Here is a 22,687-nt window from a genome sequence, read left to right as displayed (position 1 = left end):
AGGGATCAGTGGAAAACGCCGGTTGAGAGATAGCGGTCGCCGCGATCGCACACAATCGCCACCACCACGCTGCCAGGCTGCGCCGTGGCGATACGCAATGCGCCGGCCACCGCGCCGCCAGAGCTGACGCCACAGAAAATCCCTTCACGCTGCGCCAGCGCGCGCATGGTCTCTTCCGCCTCGCGCTGCGCCATATCTATTACCTCATCCACTAACTCCGGACGGAAGATGCCAGGCAAATAGGCTTCAGGCCAGCGACGTATACCGGGAATGCTGCTGCCCTCTTGTGGCTGCAGGCCAATTATCTGCACCGCTGGCGCGAACTCTTTCAGGTAACGCCCAACGCCGGTAATGGTGCCAGTGGTGCCCATGCTGGAGACAAAATGCGTCATGCGGCCAGCGCTTTGCTGCCAGATTTCCGGGCCCGTGGTGAGATAGTGGCCCAGCGGATTATCGGGATTGTTGAACTGATCCAGCACGCGTCCTTCGCCGCGATCGGCCATCGCCTGCGCCAAATCGCGTGCCCCTTCCATGCCCTGCTCGCGCGATACCAGCAGCAATTCAGCGCCGTAGGCGCGCATCGCATCCTGGCGCTCCTGGCTCATGTTATCGGGCATCAACAGGCGCAGCTTGTAGCCCTTCATCGCGGCGATCATCGCCAGCGCAATGCCGGTATTGCCGCTGGTGGCTTCAATTAAGGTATCGCCCGGTTTGATGTCACCGCGCAACTCCGCCTGATGAATCATCGACCAGGCCGCACGGTCTTTGACGGAACCGGCTGGATTGTTGCCTTCCAGCTTTAGCCAGATCTCGCTGCCGTTATCAGGCGTCAGCCGCTGCAACTTTATCAACGGCGTATTGCCGATGGTATTTTCCAGTGTGGTCACGGTTTAATTCCAGACGAAAGAGGGGCAAATAAAACGGGCGGGAAAGTCCCGCCCGAAGGAGTGTCAAAAATATCAGGCGCTCTCGGCAAAGGCAACCGGGCGCAGCGGCGTGGTGCCATGATAAATTCGTGCCTGTTGCAGGCCAACGAACAGGCGTTCACCACGCATCGGCGCATGGTGATCGCCGTCGAACACCACGGAGAACACCTCGCCCTGCCAGCCGCTCGGCTGAACTACCAACTGCCAGAAGTGGCCGCGCGGGCTGATCTCCAGCACCTGCACCGGCAAAGGCGTTTCCAGGCTACTCTGGCGTGAAATATCGATTTCCCACGGACGCAGGAACAGTTCAACTTCGCCCTGATGCGCAGGCGTGTAGCCCAGCGGCCAGCGATGCGCGGCCACATGGAACTGAGAGCCATGTACTTCGCCTGTAAAGCGATTCACTTCGCCAAGGAATTCCAGCACAAAGCGCGTCGATGGATCGCGCCATACGTCATCTGGCGTACCAACCTGTTCAATGTTGCCCTGGCTCATCACCACCACGGTGTCCGCCACTTCCATCGCTTCTTCCTGGTCGTGGGTTACAAACACGCTGGTGAATTTCAACTCTTCATGCAACTGACGCAGCCAGCGACGCAACTCTTTACGCACCTGCGCATCCAACGCGCCAAACGGCTCATCCAGCAGCAGAATTTGCGGTTCTACCGCCAATGCACGCGCCAGCGCTACACGCTGCTTCTGTCCACCCGACAACTGCGCCGGGAAGCGGTTGCCCAGATGGGAAAGTTGTACCATCTCAAGCAGACGCGTAACGCGCTGTTTGATCTCAGCAGCACCTGGACGTTCGCGACGTGGCAGAACGGTAAGGCCAAAGGCGATATTGTCGAACACTGTCATGTGGCGGAACAGCGCGTAGTGCTGGAACACAAAGCCCACCTGACGATCGCGCGCATGGATGCGGCTGACGTCTTTGCCATTGAAATGGATCTGTCCGCTGTTCTGATGTTCCAGCCCAGCGATGATACGCAGCAGCGTGGTTTTACCGGAACCGGATGGCCCCAGCAGTCCCACCATCTTGCCGGAAGGAATATCCAGAGAGATGTCGTTAAGAACCGATGTGCGGTCAAACGATTTGTTGATTTGTTTAATCTCAATGCTCATGATTTTCCTCCTGTAGGCGCTTCTGCTGATGCTCTAATCGCCACTGCACCACGCTTTTCAGAAACAGCGTTACGATTGCCATCAGGGTCAGCAGCGCGGCGGCAGTAAAGGCGCCCACGGTGTTGTAATCCTGATGCAGTAATTCAACCTGAAGCGGCAAGGTATAGGTTTCGCCGCGAATCGATCCCGAAACCACCGAGACCGCACCAAATTCGCCAATCGCACGTGCGTTGGTCAGCACCACGCCGTACATCAGCGCCCAACGGATATTCGGCAACGTCACGCGGCGGAACATCTGCCAGCCGGATGCGCCGAGCAGCACCGCCGCTTCATCTTCGTGACTGCCCTGGCTCAGCATCACCGGCACCAACTCACGCACCACAAAAGGACAGGTAACGAAGATGGTGGCCAGCACCATGCCCGGCCAGGAGAACATAATCTGAATATTATGCGCATCCAGCCAGCCACCGGCAGGACCGTTGACGCCCCAGAACAGCAGATACATCAAGCCGGCAACCACCGGCGACACGGCAAACGGGATATCAAACAGCGTCAACAGCAGCTGGCGGCCGGGAAAGGTGAAGCGCGTCACCAGCCACGCCAGCAGCGTACCGAACACCATGTTGACCGGCACGGTAATCAGCGCCACCAAAAGGGTCAGCCAGATGGCGTGCAGCATGTCGCCATCTTTCAGGTTACTCAGCGAGGCAACCAAACCCTGGTTGAGCGCCTCCCAGAAGATGGAAACCATCGGCACCACCAGCAGCAGGATGGAAACCAGCGCACCGATGCCAATCAGCAGCCAATTGCCCCAGTTGATTGGCTGGCGGTCGGCGTGGTTGATGTGTGAAATCTCCGCCATCAGTGGCCTCCTAAGCGACGGCCAAAGCGGCTCTGCAAGGTGTTAATCGCGAACAGCAGCAGCAAAGAAGCCGCCATGATCACCGAGGCGATGGCACTCGCCGCCGGATAATCAAACTCCTGCAGACGCACAAAAATCATCAGCGAGGTCACTTCCGTTTTCCAGGCGATGTTGCCGGCGATAAAGATTACCGCGCCAAACTCACCGATGCTGCGGGTAAACGACAGCGCAGTGCCGGCAAGCAATGCCGGCGCCACTTCTGGCAGCACCACGCGACGGAAGCTCTGCCAGCGCGTTGCGCCCAGCGTTTCCGCGGCTTCTTCATATTCCGGACCTAACTCTTCCAGCACCGGCTGCACGGTACGCACCACAAACGGAATGCTGGTAAAGGCCATCGCCACAGCGATGCCGAGCCAGGTGTAAGAGACTTTGATATCAAAATGCGCCAGCCACTGACCGTACCAGCCGTTGACCGAGAACAGGCCCGCCAGCGTTAAACCTGCCACCGCAGTCGGCAGCGCAAACGGCAGATCCATCAAACCATCCAGCAGCGTGCGGCCGGGGAAGCGATAACGCGTCAAAATCCACGCCATCAGCATGCCGAATACGGCGTTGAACAGCGAGGCCACGCCCGCCGCCAGAATCGTCACTTTATACGCGGCGATCAGCTGTGGATGGCTAATCACCGCCCAATATTGCGCCAGCGTCATCTGCGACAGCTGCATCAGCAGCGCGCTGATCGGCAGCAGCAGAATCAGACAGGTGAAGAGTAAGCTGGTGCCGAGGCTCAATCCAAAGCCCGGCAAAACACGTTTTTGAGCGAGCGCGAACATTAACCGCGCCCCGCTGCCAGTAATTTGTCCAGCTCGCCATCATTGGCAAAATGGACTTTCATCACGTTATCCCAGCCGCCAAAGGCGTCTTTGACGTTGAACAGTTCAGTTTGTGGGAAGCGATCTTTCTGCTCCGCCATCAGCTGCGGGTTATTCACGCGATAGTAGTAAGTGGTGATGATTTTCTGTGCTTCGGGCGTGTAGAGATAATTCAGATAAGCTTTGGCCGCGTCTGCGGTGCCGTTGTGCTCGACATTTTTGTCGACCCACGCCACCGGGAACTCCGCCAGAATATTGGTTTTTGGCACGATCACTTCGTAGTCGTCTTTGCCGTACTGATTACGGATGTTATTCACTTCCGATTCAAAGCTGATCAGCACATCGCCCAGACCGCGCTCGGCAAAGGTGGTGGTCGCACCGCGACCGCCGGTATCAAACACTTCCACGTTCTTGAGGAACTTCGCCATAAAGGCTCTGGTTTTGGCTTTATCTTTGCCATCCGCCTGATCGGCAGCGCCCCACGCGGCGAGATAAGTGTAACGGCCGTTACCCGAGGTTTTTGGGTTAGGGAAAATCAGCTTCACGTTATCGCGCGCCAGATCGGCCCAGCTGTGAGTCTGCTTGGGGTTACCTTTACGCACCAGAAACGCCATGGTGGAGTAAAACGGTGAGCTGCTGTTTGGCAGACGTTGTTGCCAGTCAGCGGGAATCAGTTGGCCTTTGTCGTGCAGCACCTGCACATCGGTCACCTGATTGTAGGTCACCACATCGGCGCGCAGCCCTTGCAGAATCGCCAGCGCCTGCTTAGAAGAACCGGCGTGCGACTGCTTGATGGTCAGTTTGTCATTGGGATGGGCAGCGTCCCACTGTTTTTCAAAGGGTGCATTCAGGGCAACGAACAGTTCGCGCGAAACGTCGTAAGAGCTATTCAGCAACTCGGTCGCTTGCGCCGCACCGGCTAAAGCACACGACAGCGCGATACCGCCAAGCCATTTTTTCGAAATCGGAAGTGTCATGCTGCACCCTGAAAGACGGCAGTTAAGCCAATGCCATTAGATGCTGTCAGTGTATTTATAACTCAGGGGAAAGCTGTAACGGTTTTATATATCGTTTAGGGATTTCAAAGTCTAAAAAGGCATAAGACGGCGGGAGAGTTTATGCGGCGAATGGAAATGTAAATCGGCATTAAGCGATTCATTGCGCAATAAATTGCGCCGCGACAAATAAGGGCTGATATCCGTAGCGGCGCGATGAATCGCGCCAGGTTGACCTTAATACATAGAGGTTACAGCGCTTGCAAAGCATCCAGCGACGGCGCAAAAAAGTAGCTGCCGCTAACCGGTTTGGTGAAGCGCAGCATGGCGTCCATCTTGCCGTCGCGCTCGCCGAACATGCTCAGCAATTGCTGCTAATATTGTAGAGACGATGACAGTAAGAGATGAAGTACAGCCCATGCGTGCCACTGGCGCTGCCGTATGGCAGGCTTTGGCGCAGAATTTTCAGCCCTTTCCCCTCTTCTTTCAGATCGACACGGCTGAGATGCGATGTCGCAGGACGCTGATCGCCCGGCAACTCTTCATCCGTCTCTTTAGTACGGCCAATAATCGCTTCCTGTTTCTCCACCGCCATGCGGTTCCACAGCTTAAGGTTGTGCTCCCAGCGCTGGATAAACACATAGCTGCCGCCCGCATCCGCGCCTGCGCTGATAATCGCTACCTCCTTGCGCGCTTCGCCCTGCGGATTTTCCGTGCCATCGACGAAGCCCGACAGATCGCGATTTTCAATCCAGCGGAAACCGTGCGTCTCTTCTTCGATATTGACCGCAGCGGCAAAGGCGCTAAGTGCCGCCTGAGCCAGCGCGAAGTTCACGTCGTGTCGTTGAGATTGAATATGGATCAGCAAATCGCGCTGCGTGGCAGGCGCAATGCCGTTACCAAGCGCGGCGAAAGCTTTGAGTTCAGGTGCAGAAGCGTTGCCTTGCAGATCGCGCCACAGCGCATCACCAAAGGCGATCACCGCGCCCAATCCGGCATCACTGAATTGCGTCTGCAGCGCTGCAAGCTGCTGTAAGAAGAATTTGCTGCCCTGGCGCAGCGCGTCAAGATCGCCCGTGACGCGGGCTTCGAGCCAAATGGCGAAACGGCGGTGCTCCAACAGGATCCCGCTCTGAAACTGAGACATTGCTATGCTCTCCGGCATGAAGGTTAGACGATATTTTTTCGCCCGCATCATACCGGAAAGCCACACTTTTTGAGCGGGTTTTTAAGCAAGTTTTATCTGGTTTAACGCTGCCAAACGATCTTGCTGATTTTCCAGCTTTTCAGGGTATCGTCCGACGGCATCAAGCCTTCCGGGCCATGCCATTCACCGCTGTAAATGTAGGAGATGTGCTGGCTGCCCGGCGCACGGCACTCAACATCGCGTGCATCAAGACCGGTGACCATTTTGCAGTTATTAAAGGCTTTGCTGAACTTATCGCTGAACAGATCGCCGATCTTGCTGCCGTCCGCCGCTTTGGCATCGGCATCCTGCACTTCAATGCGCTCCACGCTGCTGCTGCCGTTAATCACCAATTTAACGTTGTCGCCATCCAGCGCCTGCCAGAAATCCATCACCTGACCATTCTGCGTGCGCATGCCCTGACGCAGTTTGTAATCGCCGTTCAGCGCTTTATGGATGGCGTCTTCCGACATTGAGGTGGTGCTCGTCAGGCCCGCAACGCCTTGCTCGGTGACCTCCAGCGATCCACCAAACCAGCCGAGTGGATTGAGCGCCGACCAGTGATAGCTAAGCGGATTGTACCAATGGCTTTCGCTATCGCTCGCGCTGCCAGAGGAACCCGAACTGGCGCAGCCGGCCAGAACCATGCTGCTAACCAGCAGTGCGTGACGAACAACTTTCATGAAAACTCCTTGATCTGCTAAGCCGATTGGCGTGCCTGTTGGAGTCACAAACCGGCAAAAAGTTTATTCGACCTGCTGATGTTCCGGCAGAAAGCAGTCGCGCAGGCGAGGTTGCGTTTGCAGCCAGAACAACGCCAGCAGGTCAAATAGCGTCAATAACAGCGGCAGCGGCGAGTCGGGAAAGGCGCCTTGCAGCAGGCTGGAACCCTGCCACAGCAGGCTGACAAGGAGCGATGCGCTCAACACATGACGCCAGCTTTGCCACAAGCGCGGCCAGCGCTGGCGATAGCCGGTCAGCAATAAGCCGATAGCCGCCGGAATGCCTAGCTCCAGCCCCAGCCAGAAGCTTTGGCGGTCGGGATAGAACAGCGCCAGCAAATCATTGCCCTGCTGGCGTGATGCGCCCGCCATCACCAGCAGCAGCCAGGTGCGCGCCTGCAATAACAGCAACAGCCAGAAAAGAAACGGCAGCCGCAGCTGCCCTTTCGCATCGTACTCTTCGGAGAGGTATTTCAAACTGACCCTCAATACTCGCGATCTTCAATCAAACGCTTGCCCAGCAGCAGCGAGTCCACCGGCTCGTATTCGAGCTTTTCGTAAAACGCCACCACCTGATCGTTCTCTTCGCGCACCATCAAATTGATTTTTGGGCAACCGCGTGCAATCAGCTTCTTCTCAAGACGATTCATCAACGCATTGGCAAAGCCACGGCCCTGATAATCAGGATGCACCGCCAGATAGTAGACGGAGCCGCGATGGCCGTCGTAGCCGCCCATCACCGTACCGACCACTTCGCCACCGACTTCCGCGACCAGAAACAGTTCCGCGTCGTGGTTCATTTTGCGTTCAATGTCCAGCTCCGGATCGTTCCATGGGCGTAACAAATCGCAACGCTCCCAGAGCGTGATCACTTCTTCAAAATCTTCCTGGCGGAAAGAACGGATTTCCATCGACGTTACCCTGCTGTTAGGCACAATTCGCTGATTATCACGCATTCTTTGCCAGGCGCAACCCTCACGCGTGACAACGGAGCAAAAAAAGCGCGACATCGCTGTTAGTCTGTTGCAATAGAAAGTAAACACTTGAAATAGTTGCGAGGTCGCCGCCTGGCAATTGTTACGCTATAACACGGGGCAGGATTTACCTGCCATGGACCCGTAAATGAAGAAGATTTCACTGCTTAAGCGCCTTACCAATCGTCGCCAACTGATACTTTCCGGTTTAGCGCTGGCGGTGTTATCACCGCGTGCGGTGCAGGCCAAAGAACAGAACAGCGATTTGCGCGTCAGTCCGCGTCATACCCCACCGAAACCCGCCAGCAACGGCAAACGTATCGTGATGATTGATCCCGGCCACGGCGGCATCGATTCCGGCGCCGTCGGCGAAGAGGGTTCGGAAGAGAAACACATTGTGCTGGCGATCGCCAATACCGTGAAGACGCTGCTGCAATCGCATCCGCACATCGAAGTGCGCCTGACGCGCGACAGCGACCACTTTATTCCGCTCTATCAGCGCGTCGAAATCGCCCACCAGCACGGCGCTAACCTGTTTATGTCGATTCACGCCGATGGCTACACCAGCCCGGATGCTAACGGCGCATCGGTTTTTGCCCTTTCCAATCGCGGTGCCAGCAGCGCGATGGCGCGATATCTTTCGCAGCGTGAAAACGATGCCGACAAAGTGGGCGGTGCTGAGGTGCAGGATAAAGATCATTACCTCAACCAGATTCTGTTCGATCTGGTGCAGACCGATACCATTCGCAACAGCCTGACGCTGGGTAAACACGTCCTCGACCAGATTCGCCCGGTGCATCATCTGCACAGCCAGCACACCGAACAGGCTGCATTTGCGGTGCTGAAATCGCCGTCGATTCCTTCGGTGCTGGTGGAAACCTCCTTCATTACCAATCCGCGTGAAGAGCAGCTGCTTGGCACGCAGGCGTTCCGCCAGAAAATTGCCAGCGCCATTGCCGACGGCATCACCCGCTACTTCGATGAGGTCGATCGTCGCGAAGCATAGCCTTTATCCTGTGGTAGAATCGCGGCACATTTCCGGAACGAGTGACTGATGAGCAATCCCGATATTTCCCGCGTCAAAGCCTTTTTGCTGGCGCTGCAAGATGATATTTGCGCCCAATTAGCGGCGGAAGATGGCAAGGCGAGCTTTGCCGAAGATGAGTGGCAACGTCCCGGCGGCGGCGGCGGACGCAGTCGCGTATTGCGTGATGGCGCGGTGTTTGAACAAGCCGGCGTTAACTTCTCGCACGTGCATGGCGATCAAATGCCCGCGTCCGCCACCGCGCATCGTCCTGAACTGGCCGGGCGCAGCTTTGAAGCGATGGGCGTATCGCTGGTGGTGCATCCATCCAATCCTTATGTGCCCACCAGCCACGCCAACGTGCGCTTCTTTATTGCGGAAAAACCGGGCGCCGATCCGGTGTGGTGGTTTGGTGGCGGTTTCGATCTTACGCCCTATTACGGCTTCGAACAGGATGCGCTGCACTGGCATCAAACCGCGCACGATCTATGCCAGCCGTTTGGTGAGGAGGTTTATTCGCGCTACAAAAAGTGGTGCGACGATTACTTCTACCTCAAGCATCGCGACGAGCAGCGCGGTATCGGCGGCCTGTTTTATGACGACCTGAACACGCCCGATTTCGATTACTGCTTCGATTTCATGCAGGCAGTCGGCAACGGTTTTGCCAACGCCTACCTGCCGATTGTGGCCAGGCGCAAAGCGCTGCCGTGGGGCGATCGCGAGCGCCAGTTCCAGCTCTATCGTCGTGGTCGCTACGTCGAGTTCAATCTGGTGTGGGATCGCGGCACGCTGTTTGGCCTGCAAACCGGCGGTCGCACCGAATCCATTTTGATGTCGATGCCACCGCTGGTGCGCTGGGAATACGATTATCAGCCAGAAGCCGATTCCCCCGAAGCCGCCTTGTACCGCGATTTCCTGCCAGTCAAAGATTGGTTGAAGCTACATAATTAACAAACCGCACACCCCGTAGCGGCGCGATTTATCGCGCAATGAATTGCGCCGCGACAAGGTGTGCAGAATTTCATTGCGGCGCAACACATTCGCCAATCAAGTCGTTACAACGGCTCGGTCTGTGCCTCCACCACCGCTAACGCCACCATATTCACGATGCGCCGCACCGAGGCGATTCGCGTCAATACATGCACCGGCTTGCTGATCCCCATCAACACCGGTCCCACCGTGACACCTTCGGAGCAGGAGACGCGCAGCAGGTTATAGCTGATACGCGCCGCTTCGACGTTCGGCATAATCAGCAAATTCGCGGTGCCTTTCAGCGGGCTGTCCGGCATCAGTTCACGGCGAATGCTCTCGACCAGCGCCGCATCACCGTGCATTTCGCCGTCAATCTCCAGGTCCGGGGCGCGTTGCTGAATCAACGCGAGTACGTCACGCATTTTGCGCGCGCCCGGCGCATTTGAGGTGCCAAAGCTGGAGTGCGACAGCAGCGCCACGCGCGGTTCAATGCCGAAGCGTCGCACCGTTTCCGCCGCCAGCAGCGTGATATCCGCCAGTTGTTCTGCGCTGGGATCTTCATTAACGTAGGTGTCAGCTATAAAGGTATTGCCGCTCGGCAATAGCAGCGCATTCATCGCGCCCGCCACCTTCACGTCCTCTCGCAGCCCAAACACTTTCTCCACCACATCATAATGTTCCTGATAATCGCCGATGGTGCCGCAGATCAGCGCATCGGCTTCACCGCGATGCACCATGATCGCGCCAATCAGCGTGGGATTGCCGATCACCGCGCGCTGGGCAGTTTCCGGCGTCACGCCGCGCCGTTTCATGATCTGGTAATACTCATTCCAGTACTCTTTGAAACGTGGATCGGACTCGTTATTGACGATCTCAAAATCTTTGCCGGCCTCGATCTTCAAACCCTGCTTTTGCAGACGCATAGCGATGACATTCGGCCGGCCAATCAGGATCGGCTTCGCCAGCCCTAACGTCACCAGCTCCTGCGTGGCATGCAGCACGCGCACCTCTTCGCCTTCTGCCAGCACCACGCGTTTGGGATCTCTACGCGCTTGCGAAAAGATCGGCTTCATAAACAGGTTGGTTTTATAGACGAACTCGGTGAGCTGCTCACGATAAGCATCAAAATCCTCAATCGGTCGCGTGGCGACGCCCGATTCCATCGCCGCTTTCGCCACCGCGGGCGCAATCTGCACGATTAAACGCGGATCAAACGGTTTGGGGATCAAGTATTCCGGGCCGAAACTCAGATCCTGATCGTCATACGCCGACGCCACCACATCGCTCTGTTCCGCCTGTGCCAGCGCCGCAATCGCGTGCACCGCCGCCAGCTTCATCTCCTCATTAATCGCCGTGGCACCCACATCCAGCGCGCCACGGAAGATAAACGGGAAGCACAACACGTTGTTCACCTGATTGGGGAAATCAGAGCGCCCGGTGCAGATAATCGCGTCGGGCCGCACCTGTTTGGCCAGCGGCGGCATGATTTCCGGCTCGGGATTGGCCAGCGCCAGAATCAGCGGATCCTGCGCCATCTTCTGCACCATCTCCGGCGTCAGCGCTTTGGGGCCGGAACAGCCAAGGAAAATATCCGCGCCGCCAATCACCTCGTCCAGCGTGCGTGCGCCGCTGTCGGCCACCGCATAGGCCGCTTTGGTCGGCGTCATATTCGGCTCGCGATCGCGATAGATCACCCCTTTGGAATCGCACACCACAATGTTGTGCTGCTGCATGCCGAGCGCTACCAGCAGATTCAGGCAGGCAATCGCCGAAGCCCCTGCGCCGGAAACCACCAGCCGCACCTCGCTGATGGCTTTTTTAACGATGGTTAAGCCGTTGAGCACCGCCGCGGTACAGATGATCGCCGTGCCGTGCTGATCGTCGTGGAATACCGGGATCTGCATGCGCTCACGCAGCTGTTGCTCAATATAGAAACACTCGGGCGCTTTGATATCTTCCAGATTGATGCCACCAAAAGTGGGTTCCAGCGCGGCAATCACCTCAATCAACTTATCGGGATCGCGCTCATCGATTTCGATATCAAACACGTCAATGCCGGCGAACTTTTTGAACAGCACGCCCTTGCCTTCCATCACCGGCTTACTCGCCAGCGCGCCAATGTTACCCAGCCCCAGCACCGCGGTGCCGTTGGAGATCACCGCCACCAGATTGCCACGCGCGGTGTATTTGCGCGCCGCCAGCGGATCGGCGGCAATTTCAAGACAAGGCGCAGCGACGCCGGGCGAATAGGCCAGCGCCAGATCGCGCTGCGTGGCTAACGGTTTGGTGGGTGAAACCTGAATTTTTCCGGGCGTGGGAAATTGATGAAAATCGAGCGCGCTTTGCTTGAGTTGATCGTCCATTGGGCATCCTTTGGCATCGCTAAATAGGCATTCAGTATAGGAATGTGCGGCACAAAAGAGGGTGAAGGCGCTCAAAGAACGCACAGACTGAAAGGCACGGATTGCCACCGCTTCGCCTGCGGGATCGGCACAGCCTGCTATCCTTATTGATGGCAAAAAGCGTAGCTGAACCGTTTAGGCCAGTCCTCCTTTCACTATCGCACCTCTTAAGCGCCACGACGCCACAATCAGAGAAAACGCATTTTCTTCGTGTAACGTCTGTAGCACTGTGTTGGACCAATACTTAACAGGAATGGGTGCAACACCTTTGCCCACATTATTGCTAATCAAGGAGTTAAGTGATGAACCAGCTAGATGCATTGAAACAATACACCACCGTGGTGGCGGACAGCGGCGATATCGAATCCATTCGCCATTACAATCCAGAAGACGCGACCACCAACCCCTCATTGATTCTGAAAGCCGCCGGTCTTGAGGGTTATAAACATCTGATTGATGACGCCATCGACTACGCGAAAAAACAGGGCGGCAGCAAAGAGACACAAATCATCAACGCCAGCGACAAAGTGGCGATTAACCTCGGTATGGAAATTCTGAAAAGCATACCGGGCCGTGTTTCGACCGAAGTGGATGCGCGCCTCTCCTTCGATCGTGGCATGTGTGTCACCAAAGCCGAGAAGCTGGTGCGTCTGTACGAAGAGCACGGCATCGACCGCTCACGCATTCTGATCAAACTGGCGTCAACTTGGGAAGGCATCAAAGCCGCTGAAGAGCTGGAGAAAAACGGCATTCAGTGCAACCTGACGCTGCTGTTCTCCTTCGCTCAGGCGCGAGCCTGTGCCGAAGCCGGTGTGTTCCTGATTTCTCCGTTTGTTGGCCGTATTTACGACTGGTACAACACCCGCAAACCGATGGATCCGTATGTGGTTGATGAAGATCCGGGCGTGAAATCTGTGCGCCGTATCTACGATTACTACAAGAAGCACCGTTACAGCACCGTCATCATGGGCGCCAGCTTCCGCAAAGTGGAACAGATTCAGGCGCTGGCCGGCTGCGACCGTTTGACCATTTCCCCTAACCTGCTGGAAGAGCTGGCCAATAGCGACGCGCCGCTGGAGCGTAAGCTGGAGCCATCAACCGAAGGTTTCCATCAGCCGGCTTCACTTTCAGAAGCGGAATTCCGCTGGGAACACAATCAGGATCCGATGGCGGTAGAAAAACTGTCAGACGGCATCCGTCAGTTCGCCGTTGACCAGCAGAAGCTGGAAGATGTGCTCTCTTCTCGTCTGTAATCCGCACTCACTCTTATGGCGGATGGGCATTGGCTCATCCGCTATCGCCAAATCACAAGGGAGAACCTTATGTCTTCACGCAGAGAGTTGGCTAACGCAATTCGTGCACTCAGCATGGATGCGGTACAAAAAGCAAATTCCGGGCACCCAGGTATGCCGATGGGCATGGCAGATATCGCCGAAGTGTTATGGCGCGACGTGTTGAAACACAATCCCAACAATCCGGCGTGGGCCGATCGTGACCGCTTTATTCTTTCCAACGGTCACGGCTCGATGCTGCTCTACAGCCTGCTGCATCTCACCGGCTACGACCTGCCGATGGAAGAGTTGAAAAACTTCCGTCAGCTGCACTCTAAAACGCCGGGGCATCCCGAACTCGGTTACACGCCTGGCGTGGAAACCACCACCGGTCCGCTCGGCCAGGGCCTGGCCAACGCGGTAGGTTTAGCGATTGCCGAACGCACGCTGGCGGCGCAGTTTAACCGTCCCGGTCACGACATCGTCGATCACCACACCTACGTGTTTATGGGCGATGGCTGTTTGATGGAAGGCATCTCGCACGAAGTGAGCTCGCTGGCCGGTACGCTCGGTCTCGGCAAACTGATTGGCTTCTACGATCACAACGGCATCTCCATCGATGGTGAAACCGAAGGCTGGTTCACCGACGACACGCACAAACGTTTCGAAGCCTACAACTGGCACGTCATCGGTAGCGCAGAAGGTATCGACGGCCACGATTCGGCAGCGATCGCTGCGGCGATTAAAGAGGCGCAAAGCGTTACCGACAAGCCGTCACTGATTATCTGTCGCACCACTATCGGTTTCGGCTCGCCGAACAAAGCCGGTAAAGAGGAGTCGCACGGCGCGGCGTTGGGCGAAGAAGAAGTGGCGTTGACGCGGCAGAAACTGGGCTGGCACTATCCGCCGTTTGAGATCCCGAAAGAGATTTATCAGCAGTGGGATGCCAAAGAAGCGGGCGCGCAGCGCGAGAAATCCTGGGATGATAAGTTTGCCGCTTACAAAGAGGCACACCCCGAGTTGGCGCAGGAGTTTACCCGTCGTCTGAGCGGTGAAATGCCGGCTAACTGGAGTAGCGAAGTGCAGAAGTTTGTTGAAGAGCTGCAGGCTAATCCACAGAAAATCGCCAGCCGTAAAGCCTCACAAAATACGCTGGAAGTGTTTGGCAAGCTGCTGCCGGAATTCCTCGGCGGCTCAGCGGATCTGGCACCCAGTAACCTCACCATCTGGTCGGGCTCAAAATCGATCAAAGAGGATACTGCCGGTAACTACATTCACTACGGCGTACGTGAATTTGGTATGACGGCGATCGGCAACGGCATCGCGCATCACGGCGGCTTCGTGCCATACACCGCTACCTTCCTGATGTTCGTCGAGTACGCGCGTAATGCGGTGCGCATGGCGGCGCTGATGAAGGCGCGTCAGGTGCTGGTCTATACGCATGACTCCATCGGCCTCGGCGAAGATGGTCCGACACACCAGCCAGTTGAGCAGATTGCCAGCCTGCGCGTTACGCCAAACATGAGTGTGTGGCGTCCGTGCGATCAGGTGGAAACCGCCGTGGCGTGGCAAGCCGCCGTTGAGCGCCATCATGGGCCAACCGCGCTGATCCTGTCGCGTCAGAACCTGCTGCAGCCAGAGCGTAGCAAAGAGCAGGTGGCGAATATTGCGCGCGGTGGCTATGTGCTGCAGGACAGCAACGGCACGCCGGATGCGATCATCATCGCCACCGGTTCGGAGATTGAAATCGCGCTGGGCGCGGCGGATAAACTCACCGCTGCTGGCCACAAGATTCGCGTGGTTTCGCTGCCGAGCACCGACGTGTTTGATAAGCAGGACGTCGCGTATCGCGAATCGGTGCTGCCATCCGGCGTGAAAGCGCGCGTGGCAGTCGAAGCCGGTATTGCTGATTACTGGTACAAGTATGTTGGTCTGGATGGCGCGATTGTCGGTATGACCACCTTTGGTGAGTCAGCCCCCGCCGGCAAACTGTTCCCGGAATTCGGTTTCACCATCGAGAACATCGTCAGCCATACTGAAGCTTTACTCAAGCCGCACTAATCGATCTGGCCCTGCGTCTTTTTGGCGTAAGGGCCATTTTTTGATCACAGCCTGAAACAGAAAAAAATCCGCCCTGCCCCCTTCACGCCTCGCGCAAACTGATTACTATAAGCTTTCCTCCGATTCTTATAGCGGACGCTTACCCGTTGAAAAAACGTACTCCTTTTTTACTGGCCTTAATGGTTACAGTGCTTCCATTAAAAAGCATGGCGCAGTCGTCGCCCGATCCGCTATTGGCATCGCAAATTGTTGATCGCTACGCCGAGCACATTTTCTATGGCAGCGGCGCAACCGGCATGGCGCTGGTGGCGATTGATGGCAATCAGCGGGTTTTCGCCAGCTTTGGTGATACGCGCCCCGGCAACAACGTGCGTCCGCAGCCCGATTCGGTGATTCGTATTGCCTCGCTCAGCAAGCTGATGACCAGCGAAGTGATGGTGAAGATGGCCGAACGCGGTCAACTGCGTCTTGACGATCCGCTCAGCAAATACGCGCCGCCTGGCGCGCGCGTGCCAAGCTATAACGGCCAGCCGATTCGCCTGATTAACCTCTCCACCCACACCAGCGGCCTGCCGCGCGAGCAGCCCGGCGGTAAACCGCATCGTCCGGTGTTTGTCTGGCCGACCAAGTCCGATCGCTGGCAGTGGCTGAGCGGAGCGGCATTAAAGGCCGCGCCAGGCACCAATGCCGCCTATTCCAACCTGGGCTTCGATCTGCTGAGCGATGCGCTCGCCAAAGCGGCGGGCATGCCCTATCCAGCACTGTTCCAGCAATTGATAACGCGTCCGTTAGGCATGAAAGACACCACCTTTACGCCGTCACCGGATCAGTGTCAGCGTCTGATGATTGCCGAGAAAGGTGCCAGTCCGTGTAACAACACGCTGGCGGCCATCGGTAGCGGCGGCGTTTACTCAACGCCAGACGATATGGGCCGCTGGATGCAGCAGTTCCTTAACTCGGCGGTGAATCACCGCACGCCGCAAATTGATCGCCTGCAAACGCTGATTTATCGTCGTGACCAGCTAACCAAAGTGGAAGGCATGGATGTGCCGGGCCGCGCCGATGCGCTGGGCATGGGTTGGGTCTATATGGGGCCGAAGGAAGGTCGTCCGGGGATTATTCAGAAAACCGGCGGTGGCGGCGGCTTCATTACCTATATGGCGATGGTGCCGCAGCACAACGTCGGCGTGTTTGTGGTGGTGACTCGCTCGCCGTTAACGCGTTTCACCCCGATGAGCGATGGCGTGAATAATATGCTGACCGAGCTGGTGGGCAATCAATCGGGTTCACCGATGACGGTGCAAGCCATCCGCTAACTGGGTTGTGGTGCAGGCTGTAGCGGCGCAATTCATTGCGCGATAAATCGCGCCGCTACGGAATGTGCAATGATTTAATGCTGCACGTGGTATTAACGCGACTGCGCCGGATTTTGCGATTCAGTAACCCATAATGTTGGCCAATCCTCACTGCTGTGCCACGCATCGCAGGTCTTCTCTTCCGCATACTCCGCCAGCACAAACTCGTTGCCGTCATACTGCCAGCGCGTTGCCACGCCGCAATCCCCCAAACCACGTCCTTTACTGAAGGTGTAGAGCAATCCATGGCTGGCATCAAATTCCGCGTTCACCAACTCCAGCTGATTATCTCCGCGTGACGGCGGCGTAAACGGCAGCGTTAAGCTCAGACCGCGCGACACATAAGGCTGCGTGCGCGTCACTTCAAAGGCCAGATCGATCACGTTATACGCACCGGTTTCGCAGCTGATCAGCAGCAGCGCTTTGCTGTCGGTCAGCGGCGACACGCTCACTTCACGCCGCAGTGGATCGAGCGAGCAGTTATCGGTATTCACCCGCCAGGTACCAAAATCAATTAAACCGCTGGTCTCTTCCTGCGTCAGCGGCGGCGGCGGCGGTAATGGCGAAGGTAACGCCGGCAACGCTGGCTGCGGCGGTACATCCCACTGCACGCGGTCGCCACGCTTCACCCAGGCGCTGGCACCGTTGACGCGGCCCTGCACGTCATCCATCAACAGTAATGCCGCCTTCATACCGCTGAGCGGAATGGTGGCGTTGGCTTTATAGGTCAGCTGCAGATTTTGCGCATCCAGCGTCTGCGCCAGAAACTCGTCGATGGCGATAGCATTACTGGTCGCCAGATGATGCGGTTCCACCGTCCAGTGTTTAAGGTCTGGTGTGAGACGGCGTTGATCGAGTAGCAGGTTATCCTTGAGCGGGCCGCCCGGCAGCTCACCGCTGTAGGCGCTGCCGTAATCAATACGCAGCAAGGGACGATCGTTGACGCCAGCATGACGTGAGAGCGTCATTACTAAGCCGTTGTCACCGGGAAAACTGCGTGCCACGCAAAAAGCCGCGTTGTTACAGGTCAGTTGCCAGTCGGAAAATGACTTTTGCAGTGGCTGAGCCTGAACGCACGCGACAAAAAGAAAGGGCAATAAAAGCAGTAACTTCATCCAATACGACATCAAAAAATCGGTCCCCAAATTCCTGGAAAGAAAATAATAGCGCAACGGGAACGCTGTCAGCAGGCCTAAACTGTGAGCCGGCCCTAAAAGCGAGGTTAACCGCTGAAAAAGCCGTCACCTGTGGCGAACGGGTACTGGATGGGGCAAGCGCTCATCATCCGTTTTGACCGATTACTGCTCAATCGGATTCGTCGGACTCTTGTTAACTCATCACAAAACGGTCAAATACACACAAACGGTCATAAGCGGTCATGTTAGGTTAAATCCATGTTTTGGATTTGCAACGCGCGTAGAACGCGGATTTCGCGCCATTAGGCTTATTTATGTGAGACATATCACTTAATTTTGATAACCAGACATCTCATTTACATATAAGACAGATCCAGATCACTCTAATCAGCTAAGGCGTTTTGGTGACTGTGGACTCGTGCGCAGCCCACACTTTCCAAATGCGCTATCCAGTAATTTATAGCCATCGGAGGTTGGTTATGTTGCCGATTGAAAGACAGCAGCGAATTATTGACGAATTAAATTTAAATGGTCGGGTCATTGTCGCTGAATTAGTCACGTTATGTCAGGTTTCACAAGAAACTATTCGGCGTGATTTAACGCAGCTGGAGAAACGTGGTCTGTTACAACGCAGTCACGGTGGTGCGGTACCAGCAAAACGACAGGCCGCCAACATTCAGGGAAATACGCGAGGTGTTAACGAGTATAAATTATCTTTCCGCCAGAGAGTCAATGAACATGTTGATGCAAAAATGGCTATTGCCAAACGCGCACTCGATTTCATTAGCCCCGGCGATTGTATATTACTCGATAGCAGCACCACTTGCTGGTATTTAGCGCGACAGCTGCCGGATATTGAATTAACGGTATTAACCAATTCCATCAGGATTGTGCAAACCCTTGCGGCGCGCGGCAGCATCCGCACCATCTGTCTGGGGGGAGAATATTCTGACCGTTATGAAGATTTCCACGGCGTCGTCGCCGAGCAACCGCTCAGGGAATTTCAGATCAATAAGATCTTTTTCTCCTGTAGCAGTTTAGGCAATGACGGTTATTTACGTGAAGGTAACGAAAACAACGCACATTTAAAACAGCAAATGTTATTAGCAGCGGAAAGAAAACATCTGCTGCTGGACGGAAGTAAATTCCTGCGGCCCTCATTCGCGCGTATTTGTCATTATCGCGATGTGGACTTTCTCATTACTGACCAATTAAAAGACAAAGAGCTGGAACAAGAATTAGCGTGGAACGGCGTCAATATTATTGATTGCTCCCAGCGCAGCCATTCTATGCAGCTAATAAAAAATTAAATCGGAGTCTTTATGAAAAAACATCTTATCGCCTGTTCTCTGCTCGCCCTGTTTGCCGCCTCCGGCGCGCAGGCTGCTGACAAATTACGCATGGGCATCGTGGTGAAAATTGGCGGTATTCCGTGGTTCAACGCCATGGAAGCGGGCATCAAGAGTGAAGCGGCGAAACGCGGCATTGACGCGTGGATGGTGGGACCAACGGCGGCCGATCCGGCTCTGCAGGTGCGCGCTATCGAAGATTTGATTGCCCAGAAGGTCGACATCATTGGCGTGGTGCCAAATGACCCGAAAGTGCTGGAACCGGTGCTGAAGCGCGCCCGTGATGCCGGCATTGAAGTGATCACCCACGAATCGCCGGATCAGAAAGGCGCTAACTGGGACTTCGAACTGGTGGATGCGCCGACGCACGGCATCAACCATATGAAAGCGCTGGCGAAATGCATGCATGAAGAGGGCAAATACGCCATGTACGTCGGCAGCCTGACCGTGCCGTTGCACCAGCAGTGGACCGACGCCGCGCTGAATTATCAAAAAGAACACTATCCGAAGATGCAGATGGTCACCGACAAGTTTGGCGTCGGCGAATCGCTGGATGACTCGATTCGCACCACTAACGAACTGATGTCCAAGTATCCGGATTTGAAAGGAATTATGGCCTTTGGTTCACAGGGTCCGATTGGCGCCGGTCGCGCGGTGATGAACCGTAACAAGATCGATCAGGTCTGCGTAATTGGCGCCTTTAGTCCTGGCCAGGGCGCATCGCTGGTGCAGCGTGGCGCGATCAAAGGCGGCTACATCTGGAATCCACAAACCGCAGGCGAAGTGTTCGTACGTATCGCCGACATGATGCAGAAGAAAGAGCCAATCACCGACGGAATGACCATCGAGGGTTTGGGCAAAGTGAAAGTTGACGAGGCGACCCACACCATCCTCGGCAACAACACCGAAAGCCTGGACAAAGAGAACCTGCCAAAACTGGTGAAAATGGGGCTGTAATGATGAATGAGGTGATCCCACAGACGCTGATTGCGCTCGACAACCTGTCGAAGACATTTGGTGGCAACCGCGCACTGAGCGATATCTCGCTGACCTTACTGGCTGGCGAAGTGCACTGTCTCGCTGGCACCAACGGCTGTGGCAAGAGCACCTTAATCAAAGTCATTTCCGGGGTGCACGCCCCGGATAGCGGCAGCCGTATCACGCTGGGTGACGGCCCGAGCTTTCCGCGTCTGACCACTCGCCAGGCGCGTGAATTCGGTATCCAGGTGATTTATCAGGATCTGTCGCTGTTCCCCAACCTCAGCGTGGCGGAAAACATCGCCTTCGAGCACAACCTGAATAGCCTGCTCGGCTGGCACCGCAAAGCCAAACTGCGTGAAACCGCGCAGCGCATCATTGATGAACTGAAGTTTGAACTCGATCTCGATGAGAAAGTGGCGTCGCTGTCGATTGCGCAGCGTCAGCAGGTGGCGATCTGCCGCGCGCTGGTCGCCGATGCGCGGCTGGTGATCATGGATGAGCCGACGGCGTCGCTGACGCGCACCGAAGTGAATCAGCTGCTGCGCACCGTGCGTTACCTGAAAGACAAAAACATCTGCGTGGTGTTTGTCAGCCATCGACTGGATGAGGTGCTGGAGATCTCAGATCGCGTGACGGTGATCCGCGACGGCCGCAAAATGGGCTGCTGGCCCGCAAAAGCGATGACGCCGCACCATCTGACCGAACTGATGACCGGCCTGAAGCTCGACTATCAGCTGAAAACGCCGACGCGCCATGACGATCGCCTGATCCTCGAAGTCGAAAAACTGACGCGCGCCGGACAATACCATGACGTTAATTTCAAACTCTATCAGGGCGAAGTGCTGGGCCTGTGCGGCCTGCTGGGCTCGGGCCGCACCGAACTGGCGCTGTCGCTGTTTGGCATGACCAAACCCGACAGCGGCAAGATCTGGCTCGACAGCAAACCGGTGCGTTTCCGTGGACACGAAGATGCGATCAAAGCCGGCATCGGCTACGTCTCCGAAGATCGCTTAACCCTGGGTTTGGTGCAGCAACAATCGGTGGCCGACAACATGGTGCTGCCGATCCTCGACAAGCTGCAAAACCGTTTCCACCTGATTGATGAATATCGCAAGAACAAGCTGATCCTGCAGTGGATTCAGCAGCTTGGCGTACGCGTCGCCGATCCCAATCTGGCCATCTCCACGCTCTCCGGCGGCAACCAGCAGAAAATCGTGCTGGCGAAATGGGTGCTGACCCAGCCGCGCATCCTGATCCTCGATTCGCCCACCGTTGGCGTGGATGTCGGCGCTAAAGCCAGCATCTATCAGCTGATTCATCTGCTGGCGAAAGAGGGTTTGTCGATCATCCTGATTTCCGACGAAGTGCCGGAGGTTTGGTACAACTGCGACCGCATCCTGCACTTCCGTGATGGCACCGTTCATGCCGAATACCAACCCGATACCGTTGAGCAACAGCAGCTGGCGGAGGTGATCAATGCCTGATTTTTCTCGTTTACGTCCGAGCTCCAGCCAGGGCTGGCTGGCCTGGGTTTTGCTGGCGTTCATTGTGTTTTTCTCTGCCGCCAGCGATCAGTTCCTGACGGTGCAAAACCTGCTGGATCTGGCAGAAAGCTACGCCGTGACCGGCATCTTTGCCCTCGGCCTGTTTGTGGTGCTGGTGACCGGCGGCATCGATATCTCCTTTGCTGCGGTGGCGTCGGTGGTGCAATACCTGATCGCCTCGCTGTTTGTGCAGTTCCAGTTTGATAACGCCCTGCTCAGCATCCTGCTGGCGGTGGTGTGCGGCACGCTGTTTGGCGTGATCAACGCCCTGCTGATCACCACGCTGCGCGTCGTCTCGATCATCATCACCATCAGCATGCAGTCGCTGCTGTTTGGCCTGTTGATGTGGGTAACCGGCGGCAAAAGCCTCTATTCGCTGCCGGACTGGTGGATCACGCTGCGCAGCGTGCTGCCGTTCACCTGGCAAGGCAACAGCTTCCAGATTGGCTTGCCGCTGGTGACCATGCTGGTGATTGCCGGACTCACCGCGCTGCTGCTGAATAAAACCAATCTCGGTCGCCAACTGTATGCGGTGGGCGGCGATGCGGAATCGGCGCGCCGCATCGGTATTCGCGTCGGTCTGATTCATGTCTTCGCCTATGGCTGGCTGGGTGCCATGGCGGCGATTGGCGGCTTGGTGCAGGTCTATCGCATGGGCGAAGTGGTGCCAAATGCGCTGGTCGGCGGCGAGCTGGATGTGCTGGCCGCCACGGTGCTGGGCGGTGCCAGCCTGATGGGCGGCAAAGGCACGGTGAGCGGCACCTTAATGGGCGTGTTCCTCATCGCCATCCTGAAGAACGGCCTCAACCTGATTGGCGTCTCCAACTACTTCATGAACATCGTGGTGGGCGGCGTGATCATGGTGGCTATCGCCGTGACTCACTACAAAAAACGTAAAGAAACTGATGTCAGTTTCGTCTAACGGGAGCCGCA

The 22,687-nt window shown here is 56.3% G+C and carries 19 protein-coding genes and 1 pseudogene; 9 read left to right on the top strand and 11 right to left on the bottom strand.

What is annotated here, in order from left to right; all coding sequences use genetic code 11:
* Nucleotides 1-5 precede the first annotated feature (5 nt).
* The 9 genes and pseudogenes from cysM to ACFQW4_RS12375 all read right to left on the bottom strand — a co-directional run bounded on the left by cysM (nucleotide 6) and on the right by ACFQW4_RS12375 (nucleotide 7,596).
* Nucleotides 6-887, bottom strand: a complete 882-nt coding sequence (gene cysM / locus ACFQW4_RS12415; RefSeq protein ID WP_110866517.1) for a cysteine synthase CysM — start codon at nucleotides 885-887, stop codon at nucleotides 6-8.
* A gap of 72 nt (nucleotides 888-959) precedes the next feature.
* Entirely contained in the window at nucleotides 960-2,048 is a 1,089-nt protein-coding gene (gene cysA, locus ACFQW4_RS12410) for a sulfate/thiosulfate ABC transporter ATP-binding protein CysA (RefSeq protein WP_101763572.1), read from the bottom strand.
* On the bottom strand, nucleotides 2,038-2,910 hold the full coding sequence (gene cysW / locus ACFQW4_RS12405) for a sulfate/thiosulfate ABC transporter permease CysW (protein ID WP_377725594.1): 873 nt from the start codon (nucleotides 2,908-2,910) through the stop codon (nucleotides 2,038-2,040). The genes cysA and cysW overlap by 11 nt, the downstream gene beginning before the upstream one ends.
* On the bottom strand, nucleotides 2,910-3,743 hold the full coding sequence (gene cysT / locus ACFQW4_RS12400; protein WP_064739484.1) for a sulfate/thiosulfate ABC transporter permease CysT: 834 nt from the start codon (nucleotides 3,741-3,743) through the stop codon (nucleotides 2,910-2,912). The genes cysW and cysT overlap by 1 nt, the downstream gene beginning before the upstream one ends.
* Nucleotides 3,743-4,759 (bottom strand): sulfate ABC transporter substrate-binding protein, encoded by a 1,017-nt coding sequence (locus ACFQW4_RS12395; RefSeq protein WP_377725591.1) that lies wholly within the window; start codon nucleotides 4,757-4,759, stop codon nucleotides 3,743-3,745. The genes cysT and ACFQW4_RS12395 overlap by 1 nt, the downstream gene beginning before the upstream one ends.
* A gap of 269 nt (nucleotides 4,760-5,028) precedes the next feature.
* Nucleotides 5,029-5,924 (bottom strand): annotated as a pseudogene (locus tag ACFQW4_RS12390) (Dyp-type peroxidase).
* A gap of 101 nt (nucleotides 5,925-6,025) precedes the next feature.
* Entirely contained in the window at nucleotides 6,026-6,646 is a 621-nt protein-coding gene (locus tag ACFQW4_RS12385) for an RpoE-regulated lipoprotein (protein WP_101763568.1), read from the bottom strand.
* A 63-nt stretch (nucleotides 6,647-6,709) separates the two neighbouring features.
* Nucleotides 6,710-7,162, bottom strand: a complete 453-nt coding sequence (locus tag ACFQW4_RS12380) for a DUF2919 family protein (RefSeq protein WP_377725589.1) — start codon at nucleotides 7,160-7,162, stop codon at nucleotides 6,710-6,712.
* A gap of 8 nt (nucleotides 7,163-7,170) precedes the next feature.
* Nucleotides 7,171-7,596 carry a GNAT family acetyltransferase gene (locus ACFQW4_RS12375; protein ID WP_061717913.1) on the bottom strand — a complete coding sequence of 142 codons (426 nt, stop codon included), beginning with the start codon at nucleotides 7,594-7,596 and terminating at the stop codon, nucleotides 7,171-7,173.
* Between the two features lie 211 nt (nucleotides 7,597-7,807).
* On the opposite strand from ACFQW4_RS12375, the gene amiA reads away from it, so the two are divergent.
* A complete protein-coding gene (gene amiA / locus ACFQW4_RS12370) occupies nucleotides 7,808-8,665 on the top strand; it encodes an N-acetylmuramoyl-L-alanine amidase AmiA (RefSeq protein WP_101763566.1) in 858 nt (285 codons plus the stop codon).
* A gap of 48 nt (nucleotides 8,666-8,713) precedes the next feature.
* Entirely contained in the window at nucleotides 8,714-9,634 is a 921-nt protein-coding gene (gene hemF / locus ACFQW4_RS12365) for an oxygen-dependent coproporphyrinogen oxidase (RefSeq protein ID WP_377725586.1), read from the top strand.
* 104 nt (nucleotides 9,635-9,738) lie between these two features.
* Here hemF and maeB read toward each other — a convergent pair whose 3' ends face one another.
* Nucleotides 9,739-12,018, bottom strand: coding sequence for an NADP-dependent oxaloacetate-decarboxylating malate dehydrogenase (gene maeB, locus ACFQW4_RS12360; RefSeq protein WP_377725584.1), 2,280 nt, complete (start codon nucleotides 12,016-12,018; stop codon nucleotides 9,739-9,741).
* Nucleotides 12,019-12,359: 341 nt separating this feature from the next.
* Between maeB and tal the strand changes: the two genes are divergently transcribed.
* The 3 genes from tal (at nucleotide 12,360) to ampH (ending at nucleotide 16,705) form a co-directional block, all read left to right on the top strand.
* On the top strand, nucleotides 12,360-13,310 hold the full coding sequence (tal, locus tag ACFQW4_RS12355; RefSeq protein ID WP_101763551.1) for a transaldolase: 951 nt from the start codon (nucleotides 12,360-12,362) through the stop codon (nucleotides 13,308-13,310).
* A gap of 69 nt (nucleotides 13,311-13,379) precedes the next feature.
* Nucleotides 13,380-15,389 carry a transketolase gene (gene tkt, locus ACFQW4_RS12350; RefSeq protein WP_210081491.1) on the top strand — a complete coding sequence of 670 codons (2,010 nt, stop codon included), beginning with the start codon at nucleotides 13,380-13,382 and terminating at the stop codon, nucleotides 15,387-15,389.
* Between the two features lie 146 nt (nucleotides 15,390-15,535).
* Nucleotides 15,536-16,705 carry a D-alanyl-D-alanine-carboxypeptidase/endopeptidase AmpH gene (ampH, locus tag ACFQW4_RS12345; protein WP_101763549.1) on the top strand — a complete coding sequence of 390 codons (1,170 nt, stop codon included), beginning with the start codon at nucleotides 15,536-15,538 and terminating at the stop codon, nucleotides 16,703-16,705.
* 92 nt (nucleotides 16,706-16,797) lie between these two features.
* Here the strand turns inward: ampH and ACFQW4_RS12340 are convergent, their stop codons facing one another.
* Entirely contained in the window at nucleotides 16,798-17,871 is a 1,074-nt protein-coding gene (locus tag ACFQW4_RS12340) for a DUF1176 domain-containing protein (RefSeq protein ID WP_110866507.1), read from the bottom strand.
* A gap of 488 nt (nucleotides 17,872-18,359) precedes the next feature.
* Between ACFQW4_RS12340 and ACFQW4_RS12335 the strand changes: the two genes are divergently transcribed.
* From ACFQW4_RS12335 to ACFQW4_RS12320, 4 genes are read left to right on the top strand one after another with little or no spacing between them, the layout of a single operon-like run.
* Nucleotides 18,360-19,190 carry a DeoR/GlpR family DNA-binding transcription regulator gene (locus ACFQW4_RS12335; protein ID WP_377725582.1) on the top strand — a complete coding sequence of 277 codons (831 nt, stop codon included), beginning with the start codon at nucleotides 18,360-18,362 and terminating at the stop codon, nucleotides 19,188-19,190.
* 12 nt (nucleotides 19,191-19,202) lie between these two features.
* Nucleotides 19,203-20,186, top strand: coding sequence for a substrate-binding domain-containing protein (locus tag ACFQW4_RS12330; protein WP_110866506.1), 984 nt, complete (start codon nucleotides 19,203-19,205; stop codon nucleotides 20,184-20,186).
* Nucleotides 20,187-20,188: 2 nt separating this feature from the next.
* Nucleotides 20,189-21,694 (top strand): sugar ABC transporter ATP-binding protein, encoded by a 1,506-nt coding sequence (locus tag ACFQW4_RS12325; RefSeq protein ID WP_377725851.1) that lies wholly within the window; start codon nucleotides 20,189-20,191, stop codon nucleotides 21,692-21,694.
* Nucleotides 21,687-22,676: an ABC transporter permease gene (locus tag ACFQW4_RS12320; protein WP_101763545.1), complete on the top strand. Its 990-nt coding sequence runs from the start codon at nucleotides 21,687-21,689 to the stop codon at nucleotides 22,674-22,676. Before ACFQW4_RS12325 ends, ACFQW4_RS12320 begins: the two co-directional genes overlap by 8 nt.
* Nucleotides 22,677-22,687 lie beyond the last annotated feature (11 nt).

Source organism: Pantoea sp. GCM10028869 (assembly GCF_042666835.1).
GTDB classification, from domain to species: domain Bacteria; phylum Pseudomonadota; class Gammaproteobacteria; order Enterobacterales; family Enterobacteriaceae; genus Pantoea; species Pantoea leporis.
Note: the sequence above shows the minus strand (reverse complement) of the source record. Positions and strands in the feature narration are given on the sequence as shown.

What these genes read in the sequence shown, in the direction of transcription:
- cysT (WP_064739484.1), bottom strand. Translation starts at nt 3,743, where the DNA reads ATGTTCGCGCTCGCTCAAAAACGTGTTTTGCCGGGCTTTGGATTGAGC.
- ACFQW4_RS12320 (WP_101763545.1), top strand. Translation starts at nt 21,687, where the DNA reads ATGCCTGATTTTTCTCGTTTACGTCCGAGCTCCAGCCAGGGCTGGCTG.
- amiA (WP_101763566.1), top strand. Translation starts at nt 7,808, where the DNA reads ATGAAGAAGATTTCACTGCTTAAGCGCCTTACCAATCGTCGCCAACTG.
- ACFQW4_RS12325 (WP_377725851.1), top strand. Translation starts at nt 20,189, where the DNA reads ATGAATGAGGTGATCCCACAGACGCTGATTGCGCTCGACAACCTGTCG.
- tkt (WP_210081491.1), top strand. Translation starts at nt 13,380, where the DNA reads ATGTCTTCACGCAGAGAGTTGGCTAACGCAATTCGTGCACTCAGCATG.
- maeB (WP_377725584.1), bottom strand. Translation starts at nt 12,018, where the DNA reads ATGGACGATCAACTCAAGCAAAGCGCGCTCGATTTTCATCAATTTCCC.
- hemF (WP_377725586.1), top strand. Translation starts at nt 8,714, where the DNA reads ATGAGCAATCCCGATATTTCCCGCGTCAAAGCCTTTTTGCTGGCGCTG.
- cysW (WP_377725594.1), bottom strand. Translation starts at nt 2,910, where the DNA reads ATGGCGGAGATTTCACACATCAACCACGCCGACCGCCAGCCAATCAAC.
- ACFQW4_RS12395 (WP_377725591.1), bottom strand. Translation starts at nt 4,759, where the DNA reads ATGACACTTCCGATTTCGAAAAAATGGCTTGGCGGTATCGCGCTGTCG.
- ACFQW4_RS12330 (WP_110866506.1), top strand. Translation starts at nt 19,203, where the DNA reads ATGAAAAAACATCTTATCGCCTGTTCTCTGCTCGCCCTGTTTGCCGCC.
- tal (WP_101763551.1), top strand. Translation starts at nt 12,360, where the DNA reads ATGAACCAGCTAGATGCATTGAAACAATACACCACCGTGGTGGCGGAC.
- cysA (WP_101763572.1), bottom strand. Translation starts at nt 2,048, where the DNA reads ATGAGCATTGAGATTAAACAAATCAACAAATCGTTTGACCGCACATCG.
- ACFQW4_RS12375 (WP_061717913.1), bottom strand. Translation starts at nt 7,596, where the DNA reads ATGGAAATCCGTTCTTTCCGCCAGGAAGATTTTGAAGAAGTGATCACG.
- ACFQW4_RS12335 (WP_377725582.1), top strand. Translation starts at nt 18,360, where the DNA reads ATGTTGCCGATTGAAAGACAGCAGCGAATTATTGACGAATTAAATTTA.
- ACFQW4_RS12340 (WP_110866507.1), bottom strand. Translation starts at nt 17,871, where the DNA reads ATGTCGTATTGGATGAAGTTACTGCTTTTATTGCCCTTTCTTTTTGTC.
- ACFQW4_RS12385 (WP_101763568.1), bottom strand. Translation starts at nt 6,646, where the DNA reads ATGAAAGTTGTTCGTCACGCACTGCTGGTTAGCAGCATGGTTCTGGCC.